Source organism: Paenibacillus harenae DSM 16969 (assembly GCF_000422465.1).
Taxonomy (GTDB): Bacteria; Bacillota; Bacilli; order Paenibacillales; family Paenibacillaceae; genus Pristimantibacillus; species Pristimantibacillus harenae.
The window spans coordinates 1,157,200-1,172,625 of record NZ_KE383842.1 but is presented as its reverse complement, the minus strand read 5'-3'; the positions used below and the strand labels follow the sequence as shown (position 1 = coordinate 1,172,625).

The window sequence follows — 15,426 nt, the reverse complement described above, 5'->3', positions numbered from 1 at the left end:
CGGAAGCCGCAGTCTCGTTCCTTGTTTTGTTGTCCGCCCGGCGGTGGTTAAGCTTGTAGCTTCTCCAGCGCCATCAGAGCCGCGCCGTACGCGGCATCGCGCTTGGGCGCGATACAGTTGAGGTGCGGATATTTATGTCCGAGCAGCGCGACGAGCGAAGCGCGCACAACGGCGTTCCGAGTAAGGACGCTGCCCGTCAGCGCAATTTCACCGTCCTGCAAGGCCAACTTCTCCGCGACGGGAACGACCAATTCGTACAAGGCGAGCGAGCTTCGCCTCGCGATGGCATAAGCTTCCTCGTCGCCAAGCGCGCACAGCTCGGAGAGAAGCGGAGCAAGCGCGGCAATGTCCTTTTTGTTCGTCTTCGGATCGTATACGAAGCCGATCAACTCCCGAACCGATTTCACTTTCAGCCTCGCGAATACCATCGGGGCGATATTCCGGTTCGCGATCCGGTCGTCATGCGCTTTCAGCGAGGCCGCGATCAAATCGCGGCCGATGCTGTAGCCGCTGCCTTCGTCGTCAATCAGATGCCCGCCGCCACCGGTCCGGTGCTCCGCCCCGTTTTCGTTGCGGCCGAAGCATATCGAGCCCGTTCCCGCAATGAGAATGATGCCGGAAGAGCTTTCAAGCGAGCCATACATCGCCGTCTCATGGTCGCCGGTAATGGTCAGCCCTCCTGCATAACCGCATTCCCTGACCATGGCGGCCAGCCGGGAGCAGGCGGACGGATTGCTTACGCCCGCCGCTCCGATGCAAATATGCGCGCAATGCTCGAGACCGCCGCATATGTCGCTGATTTTCGCCATCATCTCCCGGACGCTGCCGTGGATGCTTGCTTCGTCCTGACCGTTAAAATTAATCGCCCCGGACGTAAACTTGCCGATTATATTGCTCTTCTCGTCGGCGACGGCTCCCGCGGTTTTTGTTCCGCCGCCGTCCAATCCGGCTATATATCTCATGCCGTCTTCACGCTCCCGTATTCGATTCCATCAGACTTAACCTTCTGTAGGAGCGGTCTCTCCGCTTAGTATGCAGGCCAGCGACCGGAGCATTAGCGCCGTGTAATCAAAGGCGGCAAGACCGCAGTCATTGCCATCCAGCAGCTCCAGATCGTACGGCTTGCCAAGCGCGACCGCGGTCAAGCACAGAGGCAGTCATCGCCGCCTAGTACATATGGTACTGCCGTTTCGTCAACGCAAATCGGCTGCTCTCCTCCCGGAACCGTTCCAGCAGCGTCGCCGGAGAAGCGTCTACCGCGCGATACTTGCAGTCCCCCCCCAATAAATCGATGAACGGCCTGGAGCCTTCCCGGATCGGCGGCAGAAACGTAAAAAGCTTGTAAAGCTCCTTAATCATATACAAAAGCGTAACCCCGACGTCCAGCGGCCGAATCGCGCGCCGGTCCGTTACGTGCACCTGCACGCCGCCGCACAGCTCCCCTTGATGCTTGGAAGCGGTCGGCTTAAAATAAGCGGGACGGAACCGGACGCCCGGCAGCCGCTTGGCGTTCATCTCGTCCGCCAGCCGCTGCGAATCGATAAACGGAGCGCCGATCATTTCGAACGGAAGCGCCGTTCCGCGGCCTTCGGATACATTCGTGCCTTCAAACAGGCATGTGCCGGGATACAGCAGCGCCGTTTCAAAACGCGGGATGCCGAGCGATGGCGGAACCCAGAGCATACCGGTGTCCGGGAATTGCATCTTGCGGTCCCAGCCTTGGCAGCGGACGACGTGAAGGTCGGCCTTCAAGCCCATTTGGTCGTTTGCCATGACGGCCGCTTCGCCTGCCGTAAGTCCGTAACGGACCGGCAGCGGATAATGCCCGACAAACGATTCATAACCCGCTTTCAGCACGTTCCCTTCGACGGTGGCGCCGTCAAGCGGATTTATACGGTCCAGCACGACGAAAGGCTTCCCCGCCTTCGCGCAATCCTCCAAGGCGAGCAGCATCGTGGAAATAAACGTATAATAACGGACGCCCACGTCTTGAATGTCGTAGACGACCATATCGACGGCGTCCAGCATGTCGGCCGTCATCCGCTTCGAATCTTTGCGGTACAGGCTGTATACCGGCACTCCCGTGTAAGGATCGGCGTACGTATCCACCATCCCTCCGGCGGCGATATCGCCGCGCACCCCATGCTCCGGCGAGAACAATGCCGCGAGCTCGTAATGGTCGTGCAAAAGCTGAATTGACGATACGAATTCGGCGTTGATGCCGGTCGGCGCCGTAATAAGCCCCAGCCGTTTGCCTTTGAATAAGGCCCCGTAGTCCGCTATGCTGTCGATACCGTTTTTCACCATGACCTGGCCTCCTACAGCTCGGACTTCAGCAACCGCAGCGTTTCCGGCGGAACCATGAACGTCTCCGCGTACAGCTTGCGGGCTTCGATGCCGCGCACCCGGGCAAGATGCTTGTAGTACTCGAGATAAGGGAACGATTTGCTTCCCGTAACGAACCAGTGCCTGGATACCGCCTCTTCCCACAGGTCAAAGGCAGCCTGGTCGAAATCAACGTAGACGTACGGCTTGTAATCGACCGCGTCCTCCCAGTTCTCCGCATAATAAAGCCTGGCAGCGAAATGCGCGGGCAGCTTCCGCTTCAGCGGCCCAAGCGCCGCGTAATAACGCGCGTCGGTCACGATCTGATTCGTCGTGTTGTGGTCCTTGTGCATGCTGCTTTTATAATGCGTAATGATCACGTTCGGCTTCACTTCCCGGATAACGTCGCATACGTGGAGACGGTTCTCCTCGCTATTTTGCAGCTCGCCGTCCGGCGTATCGAATACGATGGCATCGCCGCCTAGCAATTCGGCGAATTCCTTCGCCTCGCGCACCTTTTGCTCGCGGTATTCGCCGACCTCGCGTCCGGCCGGCACGCCGCGCTCGCCCGCCGTCAGCGCCAGCGTGACGATGCGGTCCCCTTTCAAAGAATGGCTGGCGAGAACACCGCCCGCCGTCAGCTCCGCATCTCCGACATGCCCGCCGATCGCGAATATCGTTTGCTTCTCCACGTTCATTTGAACAGCTCCTTCCGCATGACGGCAAAGGTTTTGACGGTGCGGAATCCGGCCTTCTCGTAAATCCTGGCGGCCGGGTTCGCGCTTCCCGTGTATAAAGACATGTAAGGCGTTCCGATTGCGCGAAAAGCTTCGCACAGCTTAAAAAACAGCACCGTTCCGAGACCGTTCCCTTCATGGTCCGGATGGACGCCGATGCCGGCGAAGCAGCCCCGCCCGTTCGGCTGGCGGATGACCGGACCGGCAAAGCCGGCTGCCTGGCCCTCCTTAGCCGCAAACACGACTGGCGTCCCCTCCGCCGCGCACCGCGTAATCTCCTCGGTCCAGAGCGGATTACCGAGGCCGGTCAGCATGTCGGCGATTCCGCCGATCTCACTGGAGGAGAATACGCCAACCGCGTATCCTTTCTCGGCGGCGGCCGCTTCCTTCAACCGGATATCCTCCGGAACGGCAAAGCAAGACATCTCCAAATACATGGCCTGCTCCACCGCCCGCTCCGCATACCCTTCGCCGAGTAAAAACCGGTGCAGCAGGCTTCCGACCGGAACGCCAGGCGCGTTGTTATGCTCGTGACTTGGCGTATCCGGGATGTACCATGGCAGCTGCATCGGGTTAAAAAACAAAACGTCGGCCTGCGTCTTGCCCAGCTCGGCGAAACGTGCCTCTAGCGCGTGCACCAGCCGCTTATAATTCGCGCCTGTCGCATGCTCGCGCCGCAGCACGATACAGGTGATATAACCGGCTTTGTCGCCCAAAGGCAATTCGTCGCCTGTACAGCCGCAAGAAAATCCGGCCACGTCCCGTCCGTCGAGCCATACGAACGCCGCCTTGGGGTCAAAATACGGGTTGCCCGTGAAGATGCGATTGAAGCTGTCCGCATCCAGCTCCTTATAGCCGTCCCGGGCGGCTTCCTTATTCCATAACGCGATTACGGCGTTCGCGTAGCGCTCATCCCAAGCCTCGACAACCATCTCCATCGCCTCGTTCCGCCAGCCGCCTGTTAACGGCCGGAATTAGTACGATATTTTGCCCATGACGACGGGGCGCTCGGCCCCCGTTACAGACGGCAAATTGTTCGGTCTCCGAGCGATCGCGCAGTCGGCAAGCAGCGCAAAAGCGACCGCTTCCTTCGCATCGCTGCTGCCGCCGATCTCCTCCTGCGTCTGTACGCTCATGCCGTGCGGCTGCATTTCCTCCTTCAGAAAGCTCATCAATACCGGATTGTAGCTGCCTCCGCCGCCAACGATCAGTGCATCCGCCGCGTAACGGTCCCGCACGTAACGCCGGTATGCGTCGCCGATAGACCAAGCGGTCAGCTTCGTAACCGTCGCGACCAGGTCGACGTCGGACAGGCCGTGCCCCGCCCTAAACGCAAGCAGCTTCTCGACGTAAGGAGCGCCGAATCGCTCCCGTCCCGTCGACTTCGGCAAAGGCAATCCGTAATACGGCTCCCGCCGAAGCTCCTCAAGCAGCGCTTCGTTCACCCGCCCTTGGCGGGCAAGCGCGCCGCCTCTATCCATCGCAAGCCCTGGATAAAGCTTCGACACCAGGCCGTCGATCAGCATGTTGCCCGGTCCGGTGTCAAAGGCGAATACTTCATCTTCGGAGCAGCCCGCCGGAAGCACGGTCATATTGCCGATGCCGCCGATGTTCTGCAGCAGCAGCGTACGGCTCTGCTCCCCGTACAGCAAATATTCGGTGAACGGGACAAGCGGGGCGCCTTGGCCGCGGACGGCCATGTCGGCGACGCGGAAGTCCGAGACGCACGGAATTCCCGTGCGGGCGGCGATGACCGCCCCTTCTCCGATCTGCACCGTGTAGCCGATGTCGTAACCGAACGCGCGCTCCGTCTCCGGCGCATGCCATATCGTTTGTCCATGCGAGCCGACGACCGCGATGTCCGCGGGCGACAGCCCCGCGGCGGCGATAACCGACAGCGCCGCTTCGGCGTACAATTCGCCGAGCAGGACGTTCATCCGGCCGACCCGGTCGACCGTTGCGCGCCGCGGATCGAATAGCGCGAAGATGTCCTCCCTGACGGCCGCCGGATAAGGACGGTTCTCGAAGGCTATCAGCTCCGCCCGGAGCCCTGCGCCGTGGCCGGGGCCGACTTCGATCGCGACGACGGCAGCGTCGATGCCGTCTACGGACGTGCCGGACATGAGGCCTACCGCGTAACGCCGCAAACTGCCATTAGATTGTGCCATGTCCTCCACCTATCCTTTCACCGCTCCGACGGTAACGCCTTCGAGGAAATATTTTTGCAAGCTGAAGAACAGAATGAACATCGGTACCGCCGATATCGTCGCTCCGGCCATCATCGGCGCGAAGTAGGTCGTATTGGCGAACCGGAAGTTTTTAAGGCCGACCTGGATCGTCTGCATATCCATCGTATTCGTTACGAGGAACGGCCAGAAGAACGTGTTCCAGCTTTCCATGAAGGTCAGAATCGCCATGACGGCCATGACGGTTTTGGATAGGGGCAGAATGATTTTGGCGTAAATTTGCCATTGGCTGCAGCCTTCAACCTTGGCGCTTTCGATAATTTCGGTCGGAATCGAGGAGATGAACTGCTTCGCCAGGAAGATGTTGTACACCGTCACGAGGCTTGGCGCAATAAGCGCGGTATACGTATTTTCCATCTGAAAAATATTGACGATCAGAATGTAAAGCGGAACCTGCGTCACCTGATAAGGAATCATCATGGCGCACAGCAGAACGGCAAACAAAACGCTGCGGCCCCGGAATCGGATCTTGGAGAACGCATAACCCGCGAGGCTTGCGAATAGGACGTTGGATACCGTCACGCAGGCCGCCACGACAAACGAATTAATCAGCCAGCGGTAAGAATGCTCGCTGTAATCGAAGAAAAACTTGTAGGACGCCAGCGTAAACTTGCCGGGCCATAACGAATAGCTTGCCGCGCCCGCCTCGATCGGATCGCCGAACGAGGAAATTATCATGAAGTAAATCGGAAAAAGGGTGGCCAGTGCGAATGCGAACAAGACTACGATAATAATGCCGTTACGGATGTACAGGATCGATTTATGATCCGTATGTTGTTTGAATAAGGCCATGCCGTCACTCCCTCTCCCTAATATTCCACGTCATTGCCAAGGAACTTAAATTGGATAAAAGAGATGATGGCAATTATGAGCGTTAAGATTAGCGCTTGCGCGGATGCTTCGCCGAACTCGAAATATTTGAACGCATTGTTGAAAATAAGCAGGCCGACCATCGTCGTCGCGTTGTCCGGTCCGCCGCCGGTCATCAGGTACGCATTCTGGAACACCTGGAAGGAGCCGATAACGCCCGTAACCAGCAGGAACAATGTCGTTGGTTTCATGAACGGAATGACAATATGCCGCAGCTTCTGGGAGAAGGACGCGCCGTCAAGCTCCGCTGCTTCATAATAGCTGTTATCGATGCCGATCAAAGCGGCTAAGTAAATGATGATGCTTGTACCATGGCTGGACAACCACGCCATCAGGACGAGCGAGAACATCGATGTCGCGCTGGTGCCGAGCCAGTTCAGATTCCCGATTCCAAAGAAGGCAAGCAATTGGTTCAAGATGCCCGTCTGCAGCGGATCGAAAATCCACAGCCACACCACGGACAGCGCAACGCCTGAAGCAACGGCGGGCAAGTAATACACGGCTTTAAACGTCGTTTGAAGCTTTTTTTTCAGAGGCAAAATAAGAATCGCTACGCCAAAGGACAAAACCAAGCTAACCGGAACCGTTAGAAGCGTATAAACAATCGTGTTTTTGATCGATTTCCAGAACAACTCGTCGTCAAACGAATGGACGTAATTATCGAAGCCGGCGTAGGTCGAACCGAGCGGCTTGTATTCCTGAAAGCTGATTATAAACGCATTGATTACCGGGTACGCCGTAAATAGCGCAAACACGACCAGCGCAACCGCGATAAACGCATAAGCCCAAGCACCACCGTCACCGCTGATTATTCGTTTCTTAACCGTTCTTGCCAGTTGAGCCATCATGCCGGACTCCTCTCCCGGTTCTCCGATACTCGACAAACTTGATAAGGCCGGATAGCCGCTTGCCCGCGCGGCTATCCGAATAAAGCTGCTTAATCCGTCACGACGCCGTCTTCGCCAAATGCTTTAACGGCTGCTTCCTTCAATACTTTAAACATGTCTTCCGGCGTAATCTCGTCTGCGAGCAGCGCCTGGAATTTCGGAATGATGACTTCGTCTTCGAGCTTGATCGCTTCCGCGCCGAGTTCGGCCGGAATATCCGGTCGGGCAGGAGAGGCAATGGACTGAAGCCGCTGCGATGCCGCCGCGTTGTCCGGGTCGCGTTCCACGTCCAGGCTTTCGGCGGCCGTTCTGCCGGAGTCCGTAATTTGTTCGACCAATAGCTCGGTGTTCGTCGTTGCCGCGATTTTGCCGCTCGCAAGGTAGTAAGCCGCTTTCGCCACATTTACTTTATGCTCTTCCGTCGGTTCTTTTTTGCCGCGGAACGTCACGTAGCCGTCTACCGCCGCGCTTGCCACCGGATCGGCGCCAAACGTCGGAACCGGAAGGACGACGTAATTGACCGGGACGCTGCCTTCGACCGCTCCGTCGCCAGCTTCGATTTTTTTGTTGTTCGTTTTCGCCGAGTTTTCGAACGTCGCAAGCCCTTTGCCCGTAATCATCGTTTGACCGGTTAAGAACATATTCCAGCGTTTGCCGGCATCGACCGAGCTCAGCTCCTTCGGCATCGAACCGTCGTCGATCAGCTCGCGCACCGCTTTCAGCACGCCGAGATAGTTTTGGCTCGTGTAAGCGTATTTCAGGTCCTTATCGAATGCGGCGGGCATGCCGGCGTTTTTGATCAGAATGTTCAGATAGTCCTTCGCCGTTACGCCGGAAGTCGCAAATACGAAGCCGTAACGCGACGTTGTGCCGCCGCTCGATACGACCCCCTTCTTGATCGCTTCGCGGAATTCCTCGTACGTCCAGCCATTCTTCTGAACGCTTTTCCAGTCGATGCCCGCTTCCTCCAGAAACTGCTTGTTGCCGCCCAGCGCGTGGATCGACATGTATGCCGGGAAGCCGTACAGGCCGGAGCCGTTCTTCATGTAATTCAGCGGCACCGGGTCGAAGTCGCCGATCATTTCCGGAATCGCTGCCATCGTGATATCCATCAGCATGCCTTGCTCGACGTATTTGGAAATGCCGTCCGAGCCGATGAACGCGATGTCCGGCGGGCTGCCCGCGTTCACCTGCGTATCGAGTTTTTGCGTAATATCCTCCCAGCTGGCTGGTTCAATCTGCAGCGTCAGGTTGGGATAAAGCGCGTTAAAGTCCGCTTCCATTTGATCGAAATTGCTTTGGTAGTTGGCCGATACCGGCGGCAGGAGCGCCGTAATCGTGTCCTTCGCTTCCTCTGTCGCCGCGCCTGAGTCGTTCGTCGCCGGAGCGTTAGAGTTGCTGCCGCCGTTATTGCCGGATGAGCATGCGGATATTGCCGTGAGCGATACCGTTAGTGCCAATACAGAAGCAAATACGCGAAATTTGTTTGTCAAAACCATCTTCCTCCCCCGTAGGTTTCGTAAGTTATGTCTTGCCCATGTTTCTTATTTCGCCGCGCACATGCGAACGGCCGCCTTCAGGCTGCCGTCGCAAACCTTCAACGCCTGCTCCGCTTCTTGCTTGCCTAGCCCGCTCTTCATCATCATGATCGCCAGCTTGCAGTTCATGGACGCCAGTCGCAAATATTCCGCCGCTTTCTCCGCGTCCGCGCCCGTTGCGGCTTGGATGATCCGAACGGACCGGTTCACCAGCTTCTTGTTGCTGGCCTTCAGATCCACCATCAGATTGTTGTACGTCTTGCCCAGCTTCACCATGGTGCCGGTCGTCAGCATGTTGAGCACCAGCTTCTGCGCCGTCCCCGCTTTCATCCGGGTAGAGCCCATAATAACCTCCGGGCCAACGACGGGAGCGATGCATACATCGCAAAATTCCGACATTTTCGACTGCTTGTTGTTCACAACGCCGATCGTTGCGGCGCCAAGCTCCGCGGCTTTCTTCAATCCTGCGATGACGAAAGCGGCGCTGCCGCTGGCGGAGATGCCGATGACGACATCCTTGTCCGTCACCCGGCATCGCTCGATTAACGCGATCCCCTCCTCCTCGCTGTCTTCGAATCCTTCTATTGAAGTACGCAACGCTGTATCCCCGCCGGCAATGTACCCCTGCACCAGCTCAGGGTCCGTCCCGAAGGTGGGCGGGCATTCAGACGCGTCCAATACACCTAATCTTCCCGAGGTGCCAGCGCCTATATAAAACATTCTGCCGCCGTCCTTAAGCCGACGATGAAGAATGTCTACCGCCTTGGCGATTTGCGGAATCTCCGCGGCTACCGAGGCAGGTACCGTAGCATCCTCCCGATTGAAGAGGTCGAGCATCTCTTCCGTCGTGCATTCATCAATCATCTGCGTGTTCGGATTGATTTTCTCTGTCGTTAGTCCCGCAAGGTACTCATCCATAGGGTTTCAATCTCCTACCTGTAGCGTGTCAGATTATTGTTGACTTTTCTGACATCGACTTTGTTATGTTTATATGAAGTGTGGCTTTCGTCCCTGTCAATAGATTTTGAAATATAATTTTAAGTGGATGATTATTTTTGAATTTTTAAACCAACCAGCGGCGTGAAAAAACCTCTATCGAGGCTTTTCGAGGATGAGCGATCGCGTTTAGAGGAAGGTCTATCGCCAATAAGAATTCACAATTCCGACATCGTCGGAAACGTATAAATTCTGATGTGGTATAAAAAAGCAGCGGCCTCCGACCAGGCTGAACCGATGCTTCTATGAATTATTTGCGGTGTTTGGCGGCCAGCACGTTATGCGTCATGGTTAAATACTTTTTCACATGATGGTATTCCGCGCTGGCCACCCCGGCGAACAGCATGTCGACTACCGTCAGCATCGCGATGCGCGACCCCATTGCCCCGCTGCGGAACGTAATTTCCGGCGTGGAGATGTTCAGCACGATATCGGTTTTTTCCGCCAGCTCGCTTTTGCTGTGCTTCGTGATGGAAACGGTCGTGCAGCCGTTCTTCACGGCGATGTCAAGCGCCTCCAAAATATCGGACGTGCTGCCGGAATTGGATATAAAGACGGCCACGTCGTTTTTGCCGAGCAAGGTGGCCGCCGTCAGCTGGCTGTGCCCGTCCGTGTAGGCATGGCATATTTTGTTGATGCGCGAAAACTTCTGCTCCGCGTCCCGGCAGACGAGGCCCGAAGCGCCTATTCCGAACAACGCGATCCGTTTGCATTTGCCAATTGCCTCCACGGCGCGCTCGACTTGTTCGCGGTCGATGACGCTAAGCGTGTCTTCGATCGACTTGCTGTTATTCAGCGAAATATTGGCGATTATCGTGGATAAGCTGTCGCCCGGTTGAATGTCGGTATATCGGTCCTTTTGCTCATCATCCATTGAGCCCAGCGAGGCGGAGACGCTTACGATAAAATTGCGGTAACCGCTGTAGCCCATCGCCTTGCAAAAACGAAGCACCGAAGCGTCGCTTGTTTTACTCTGCTTCGCCAGTTCCTTGACGGAAAGAAGGGGGATTTCCTCTAGATGATTTAGAATGTAGTCGGCCACCATTTTCTCAACCGGGGTCAAGCTGTCTCTCATATCGCGGATTTTAATGAGTACATAGTCGTTGATAGCCATAATCGCCTAAGCGATACCCCCTTTTCGTCAACCATATGATTTTTTACTCCAAAAAATAACCAAATTCATGAAATATTTAATTATACTATAAGCGGTTTCACGAAAATTGACAAGACTCTAGTTTGTCTATTAAAGCAGATCGATATATTGTAATTGTAGGAATTAGCAACATTAAATATCGAACAATCCCCTGCGAATCAAGTTTGCGGTTATCGGCTGCTTTCCGATTTGACGCGACCATACCGATAATTGTCCGATGTGGTGGATCTCATGAGCGAGAACATGTCGCATAATTTCCCCGTATTTAAAGCTCACTGTTTCGCCTTTTGCGTTAAGTTCGGTCAAAATACGAGTTTCCATGCTGCTATCCCAGGCGTTGATGAACGGAACGATTTCCTCATGGCAACGCGCTGAAAATTCTCTTATCTTTTGCACGTCGGCATAGTCCTCGAACGAAGGCTCAAGAGGCTCGGGCTTTCCTTGCAATCCGCTTATCCAACTGTACTCGACATCCACAATGTGAAACAGCGTATAGAGAATGCTGCCCGGGCCCCCTATGCGTCTCTCCAGCAACTCTTTCTCGGTCGCCGAGTCGCACCAGTCAAACCAATCTTTGCGTACTTGCCAGTTATACTCAAATAATTTCAACATAACGTATAGCCTCCTGTAATTTTTCTGCACCGATGATAAGGAGAGCTCAACTTTTTGTCCTTCTTGTTCAAATCAATCAGGAATGGCTCATCGCCGGCCGCCCAGCGATAAGTCCAGCCGCTCTTCCCGGCAGTCTCTTCTTACCATGAAATAGTTTTTTACCCTTCTGTCAAATCCGCCATCAATTCACTCGCAACTTCAATCATTTTGGGGATCACTGCATCGTTGGAAATGGCAACGTACAGATCTCCCATATAATGCCGAAATGGAATCTTTACGTCGCCATAGCTCCACATGAAAAAATCCCCATCGATGGACATGGTACTGGTTGGTCCTGATACTGTAAACACCGGTGAGTACGTAAAATCGGGCTTTGATGCAAAATATCGTTTGCACTCTTCCAAAGAGATGGTTTGCTCAACGGTGTTTTCTTGAAATGATCTGGTTATTCGATAACGCTGACTCACTGAAATGCCTCCAATATTAGCTTTAGGTTCGTTTTATGGTATGTAAATGATAATAACAAACGGCAGTGCAATACGCCACGTTGATATTATGATCCGTCTTTTAAATTCCTATATGCCCCTCTATAATCCGCTTCATTCATCCAAGCGTGACTGCAGCGTTCCACGGACAACTTGGTTCCCTCAATCGGCGGCAAAGGGGGAGCGCCGGCTTATAGCCGACACTCCCCTTTCAGCTTTGACTATTCAATTAGGATTATAACAACGGCAGAATGGCGTTTGCGTAAGCTTGCGCGCCCTTTGGATTCGGATGGCCCATCGAGGCGCGTTTGCATTTTTCCATATCCAGGCCGGTACAGCCTGCCTCCGTGCAGGATACCAGCCGCTCGCCAGCAATGAAATCCTGCGGCGAGAGATCCAGGTTAACGCCGAACAGATACGGATCGACGGTAAGAGCCGCATGATCAGGGCCGAAGTTAGGGTCGGCGAAGAAGATCCGCGGAGTGGCATTCAGCTCACTGTTTTTGCGGTTAATAGCCTGCTGCAGGTACAACTTGGAATCTCTCTCCAGCTTCTCGCAGCGGCTGCAAATCGCTTCGAATTCGGCAAGACCGAACACGCCTCCAGCCGCGCCTCCGCCGGCTCCTCCCACAAGGATGCCGAGGGCGACCAGCAGCGCCTCGACGGCCGCCAGATCGCTCTTGCGGGAGATCGGCGCATAATATCCCGTAACGATGACTTTGGCATTAGGATAATCATTCGTAACTTTGTCCAGTAGTTTATACATGCTCTGATTAAGATGCAACTCCAGCAGCTCATCCAGATTCGCCGGATCGAACGGGTTCAGAATGGTTGTGACGTTCACGTCGTTCATCCCGCCGTCCATCAGAACCAGATCGACTTTATCCTTACGGCCGGTGAACAGGTCGCACTGCTGCAGGATCGTCGGATAGGACGTCGGCACCTCGCCGTCCACCGGCGCTGCGGTATTTGAATCGCCGTCACCGATCGTCGCTCCCGAATGGGCCAATACGCTCGTATACTGCTTGATATTGCCATTATTGGCCTGAATCGCCGCGCCAACGAGCGAGTAGAATTTCTCGTGCTCCTGCATCCCTTGGCCCCAGCTGACGGAGTCGCCGATCACCAGCATATGGTACGTATCGAGCTCCAGATGGAACGTATTAGACAGCGTGCCGTCCGTGAAACGAACCTTCAAGGCGACGTGTTCGCCCGATGCATTGATCTCCGTATCGGAAGGACGAACCAACGTAAATTCGATTTGCGTCGAGCTGATCAGACGGACATCCGGCATTTCGTGATCGTTCACGAGTACGAGCGTTCCTTCCGCGAAGCCGCTTCCCTTCAAGGTAACCTTCATGCCCGGCTTGACGCGGGGCAATACATCCGGCTTCCGCTCTTCCATCCCTTCCTGCTCGATATCCATAATCTGAGGCAGAATAAAGACGGAAGCGCGATTGGACAGCGTCGAATCCGATTGACGGACCTGGATCGTACGCGAGCCTCCGAACATCGGCGGTACCGTAAAATGCAGGAGTGTGTCGCTTATAACCGTCGTAGCGGCTTCGGTACCGTCGATAAGCAGCTTATCGCTCATGGTGAAGCGTTTTCCCTCTACAGTTACCCTATCGTTGGCTTTGACATATAGCGGGCTGACCCCGATAATCGCTGGCACCAGCATTTTTCTTCTGAAATCATCGGGATCAATGTCGAGGAAGCTGACCGGATTAGGCAGGGCGCTGCCCGGCTTTCCATACGGCCCTTGATAGCCGTAAGCACCTTGCGCTCCCGGCTGACCCGGTCTTCGGGGTCCCGGACCGCAGGAGCCCTTCGAAGCTCCAACATCCCCGCCGGCGCCGCCGGCGCCGGGATTGCCCGCAGATCCACCCGCCCCCGCGCTTCCGCCGTCAGTCTGGATATCAAAACCTCCTCTTACGTATTGCTGCAGAACGGACATCGGTGCATATAAGCTCAGCCGGCCACCCATGCCTCCATTGCCGCCAGCGCCTCCGTTGCCGCCAGTTCCGCCGTTACCGCCGTTGCCGCCAGCGCCCGCACCCGCCTTGCAGAAGCCCGCCCAGTCCAGTACGGCCGGCTTGCCTTTGCCGCCTTTACCGCCGTTGCCGCCGTTTTGTCCTTGGCCGCCTTGCGTGCCGTCCTGACCGCGCAGATAAAATCGCGGTCTGCCTGACATTTCAAGCACCCATACTTCCAGCTCCGGCGCGGATGCGCCATCGTACCCGCGGTATCCCGTCCAGCCTTGCGAGCCGTTCGTCCCCGGAATGCCCGCAAGCGTCGTGGACATCGGCGCTTCAAGAGGCGTAGGCGGCGCTGGGCTGACTTGCGGAGGAATAGAACGGAAAGGTTTCTCCCAACTGAACGTAACCTCATCCTCCACTGTCAGCTTCTCTGCAAGGATAATGAGGTAGCGGTGCGGATACTTCAAGACGATGTTCGTTCCTCTCGCGAGATACACCTCGGAGGCGACCCAGTACGCCGTATCGATCGAGATTTCGGATCCGGCCGTCATAGCAGGCAGCGAGAGAAAGGCTTTATCCTTGCTGGTGAACGGAATCGACGTCAGAATATCGGCCTTACCGCTGTAGGTCTCTGTCGTTGGCGTTCCTTTTTGACTGGTGACGATGCGGGTTGCGGATTGCACCATCGCGCCTCCGCTAATAATGCCGGCTCCCGGCTTCGTTACGCCTGGCTGAGGAACGATGTGGCCGCTGATCCGCAGCGTGCCGAGACTGGTAAGGGATGTCACTCCCTTTGATTCCAGCAGCGCTTTATGATAGGACAGCCTGTCGTTTACCATCTGAGGGGCTGCAGTGATTGAGCCCGCCGTTAAAGTCGCGGCGAAAGCATCCGTCTGCATGCCTCCATTCGAAGTGTTGCTTCCGTAAGTACCTTTAGACATTTTGATTACCTCTCCTTTTCATTGGATAAATCTTGCGTAAAGCTCTGCCGGTAAAACATGCGATTCGGATTGGCATTCGTCGGAATGGGAATCGGTTCAGGTGCGGTCCGCCCATTCCTCCAATTGTTCGAACGTCACCTTTCTTCCGGCCGGCCACGCTGCCCGAACGGGCCAAATGATTTGCACATGATTTCCTTCCGGATCGAAAAAAGAAAACGTAGGTCCTTCCTGCTGCCAATACGGCCCCTGGATGAAAATGCCCAGCTCCTTCAATTTGCTCCATACAGCCTTGAAGTCGGTCAACGAATCTGCGCAGAAAGCCAAGTGCATATGATGCGGATTGTTCATGATGATCAGCTCGCGCCGGCCTGAGGTTGGCTCGATGGCGAGCCCGGCTGTCCCGTCCTCGCCGGGCGCCTCCGTCCCTTTCAGCTCCAGCGCCGCTTCATAGAAGGCCGTCAGCCTGCGCACATCATGAGCGTATAGCGTTATGTGTTCCAATCGGCTTACCTTCGCCATGCTTCCTTCATCCTTTCCGGCAGCCTCTCGCCTAAACACATCCTACCACCGCCTTTGTCATTGCGATATTACCCGAAAGGATGCATCCAAAAGAATACCCTTCTGTAAAAATCAGGTGCCAAACGACTGGGGAGCGTG

The 15,426-nt window shown here is 55.6% G+C and carries 15 protein-coding genes; all 15 read right to left on the bottom strand.

The features are described from left to right. Positions 1 to 47: 47 nt before the first annotated feature. Positions 48 to 962: an N-acetylglucosamine kinase gene (locus H581_RS0115755; RefSeq protein ID WP_028610853.1), complete on the bottom strand. Its 915-nt coding sequence runs from the start codon at positions 960 to 962 to the stop codon at positions 48 to 50. A gap of 36 nt (positions 963 to 998) precedes the next feature. Next, a complete protein-coding gene (locus tag H581_RS37935; protein WP_156889593.1) occupies positions 999 to 1,145 on the bottom strand; it encodes a hypothetical protein in 147 nt (48 codons plus the stop codon). Positions 1,146 to 1,167: 22 nt separating this feature from the next. Next, positions 1,168 to 2,307 carry an exo-beta-N-acetylmuramidase NamZ family protein gene (locus tag H581_RS0115745; RefSeq protein ID WP_028610852.1) on the bottom strand — a complete coding sequence of 380 codons (1,140 nt, stop codon included), beginning with the start codon at positions 2,305 to 2,307 and terminating at the stop codon, positions 1,168 to 1,170. Between the two features lie 11 nt (positions 2,308 to 2,318). Continuing rightward, on the bottom strand, positions 2,319 to 3,023 hold the full coding sequence (locus H581_RS0115740) for a PIG-L deacetylase family protein (protein WP_028610851.1): 705 nt from the start codon (positions 3,021 to 3,023) through the stop codon (positions 2,319 to 2,321). Continuing rightward, positions 3,020 to 4,000, bottom strand: coding sequence for a GNAT family N-acetyltransferase (locus tag H581_RS0115735; protein ID WP_342663409.1), 981 nt, complete (start codon positions 3,998 to 4,000; stop codon positions 3,020 to 3,022). Before H581_RS0115735 ends, H581_RS0115740 begins: the two co-directional genes overlap by 4 nt. Positions 4,001 to 4,036: 36 nt before the next feature. After that, entirely contained in the window at positions 4,037 to 5,230 is a 1,194-nt protein-coding gene (locus tag H581_RS0115730) for an anhydro-N-acetylmuramic acid kinase (RefSeq protein ID WP_036718676.1), read from the bottom strand. 9 nt (positions 5,231 to 5,239) lie between these two features. Then, positions 5,240 to 6,100, bottom strand: a complete 861-nt coding sequence (locus H581_RS0115725) for a carbohydrate ABC transporter permease (protein WP_028610848.1) — start codon at positions 6,098 to 6,100, stop codon at positions 5,240 to 5,242. A gap of 17 nt (positions 6,101 to 6,117) precedes the next feature. Next, complete coding sequence (locus H581_RS0115720; protein WP_028610847.1) at positions 6,118 to 7,023, bottom strand: carbohydrate ABC transporter permease; 906 nt, start codon at positions 7,021 to 7,023, stop codon at positions 6,118 to 6,120. Positions 7,024 to 7,115: 92 nt separating this feature from the next. Then, complete coding sequence (locus tag H581_RS0115715) at positions 7,116 to 8,558, bottom strand: ABC transporter substrate-binding protein (RefSeq protein WP_425414606.1); 1,443 nt, start codon at positions 8,556 to 8,558, stop codon at positions 7,116 to 7,118. A 51-nt stretch (positions 8,559 to 8,609) separates the two neighbouring features. Beyond that, the gene (gene murQ, locus H581_RS0115710) at positions 8,610 to 9,521 is read right to left on the bottom strand and encodes an N-acetylmuramic acid 6-phosphate etherase (protein WP_028610845.1); all 912 of its coding nucleotides are present in this window, start codon (positions 9,519 to 9,521) and stop codon (positions 8,610 to 8,612) included. Positions 9,522 to 9,849: 328 nt separating this feature from the next. Continuing rightward, positions 9,850 to 10,713 (bottom strand): MurR/RpiR family transcriptional regulator, encoded by an 864-nt coding sequence (locus H581_RS0115705; protein ID WP_028610844.1) that lies wholly within the window; start codon positions 10,711 to 10,713, stop codon positions 9,850 to 9,852. A 171-nt stretch (positions 10,714 to 10,884) separates the two neighbouring features. After that, a complete protein-coding gene (locus H581_RS0115700) occupies positions 10,885 to 11,364 on the bottom strand; it encodes a DinB family protein (protein ID WP_028610843.1) in 480 nt (159 codons plus the stop codon). Between the two features lie 158 nt (positions 11,365 to 11,522). Continuing rightward, on the bottom strand, positions 11,523 to 11,831 hold the full coding sequence (locus H581_RS0115695; protein ID WP_028610842.1) for a hypothetical protein: 309 nt from the start codon (positions 11,829 to 11,831) through the stop codon (positions 11,523 to 11,525). 253 nt (positions 11,832 to 12,084) lie between these two features. Continuing rightward, positions 12,085 to 14,769: an SGNH/GDSL hydrolase family protein gene (locus tag H581_RS36490; RefSeq protein ID WP_051250834.1), complete on the bottom strand. Its 2,685-nt coding sequence runs from the start codon at positions 14,767 to 14,769 to the stop codon at positions 12,085 to 12,087. 96 nt (positions 14,770 to 14,865) lie between these two features. After that, complete coding sequence (locus H581_RS0115685; RefSeq protein ID WP_245600044.1) at positions 14,866 to 15,327, bottom strand: VOC family protein; 462 nt, start codon at positions 15,325 to 15,327, stop codon at positions 14,866 to 14,868. Positions 15,328 to 15,426 lie beyond the last annotated feature (99 nt).

What these genes read in the sequence shown, in the direction of transcription:
- H581_RS0115740 (WP_028610851.1), bottom strand. Translation starts at nt 3,023, where the DNA reads ATGAACGTGGAGAAGCAAACGATATTCGCGATCGGCGGGCATGTCGGA.
- murQ (WP_028610845.1), bottom strand. Translation starts at nt 9,521, where the DNA reads ATGGATGAGTACCTTGCGGGACTAACGACAGAGAAAATCAATCCGAAC.
- H581_RS0115745 (WP_028610852.1), bottom strand. Translation starts at nt 2,307, where the DNA reads ATGGTGAAAAACGGTATCGACAGCATAGCGGACTACGGGGCCTTATTC.
- H581_RS0115735 (WP_342663409.1), bottom strand. Translation starts at nt 4,000, where the DNA reads ATGGAGATGGTTGTCGAGGCTTGGGATGAGCGCTACGCGAACGCCGTA.
- H581_RS0115720 (WP_028610847.1), bottom strand. Translation starts at nt 7,023, where the DNA reads ATGGCTCAACTGGCAAGAACGGTTAAGAAACGAATAATCAGCGGTGAC.
- H581_RS0115705 (WP_028610844.1), bottom strand. Translation starts at nt 10,713, where the DNA reads ATGGCTATCAACGACTATGTACTCATTAAAATCCGCGATATGAGAGAC.
- H581_RS0115755 (WP_028610853.1), bottom strand. Translation starts at nt 962, where the DNA reads ATGAGATATATAGCCGGATTGGACGGCGGCGGAACAAAAACCGCGGGA.
- H581_RS0115700 (WP_028610843.1), bottom strand. Translation starts at nt 11,364, where the DNA reads ATGTTGAAATTATTTGAGTATAACTGGCAAGTACGCAAAGATTGGTTT.
- H581_RS0115725 (WP_028610848.1), bottom strand. Translation starts at nt 6,100, where the DNA reads ATGGCCTTATTCAAACAACATACGGATCATAAATCGATCCTGTACATC.
- H581_RS0115730 (WP_036718676.1), bottom strand. Translation starts at nt 5,230, where the DNA reads ATGGCACAATCTAATGGCAGTTTGCGGCGTTACGCGGTAGGCCTCATG.
- H581_RS36490 (WP_051250834.1), bottom strand. Translation starts at nt 14,769, where the DNA reads ATGTCTAAAGGTACTTACGGAAGCAACACTTCGAATGGAGGCATGCAG.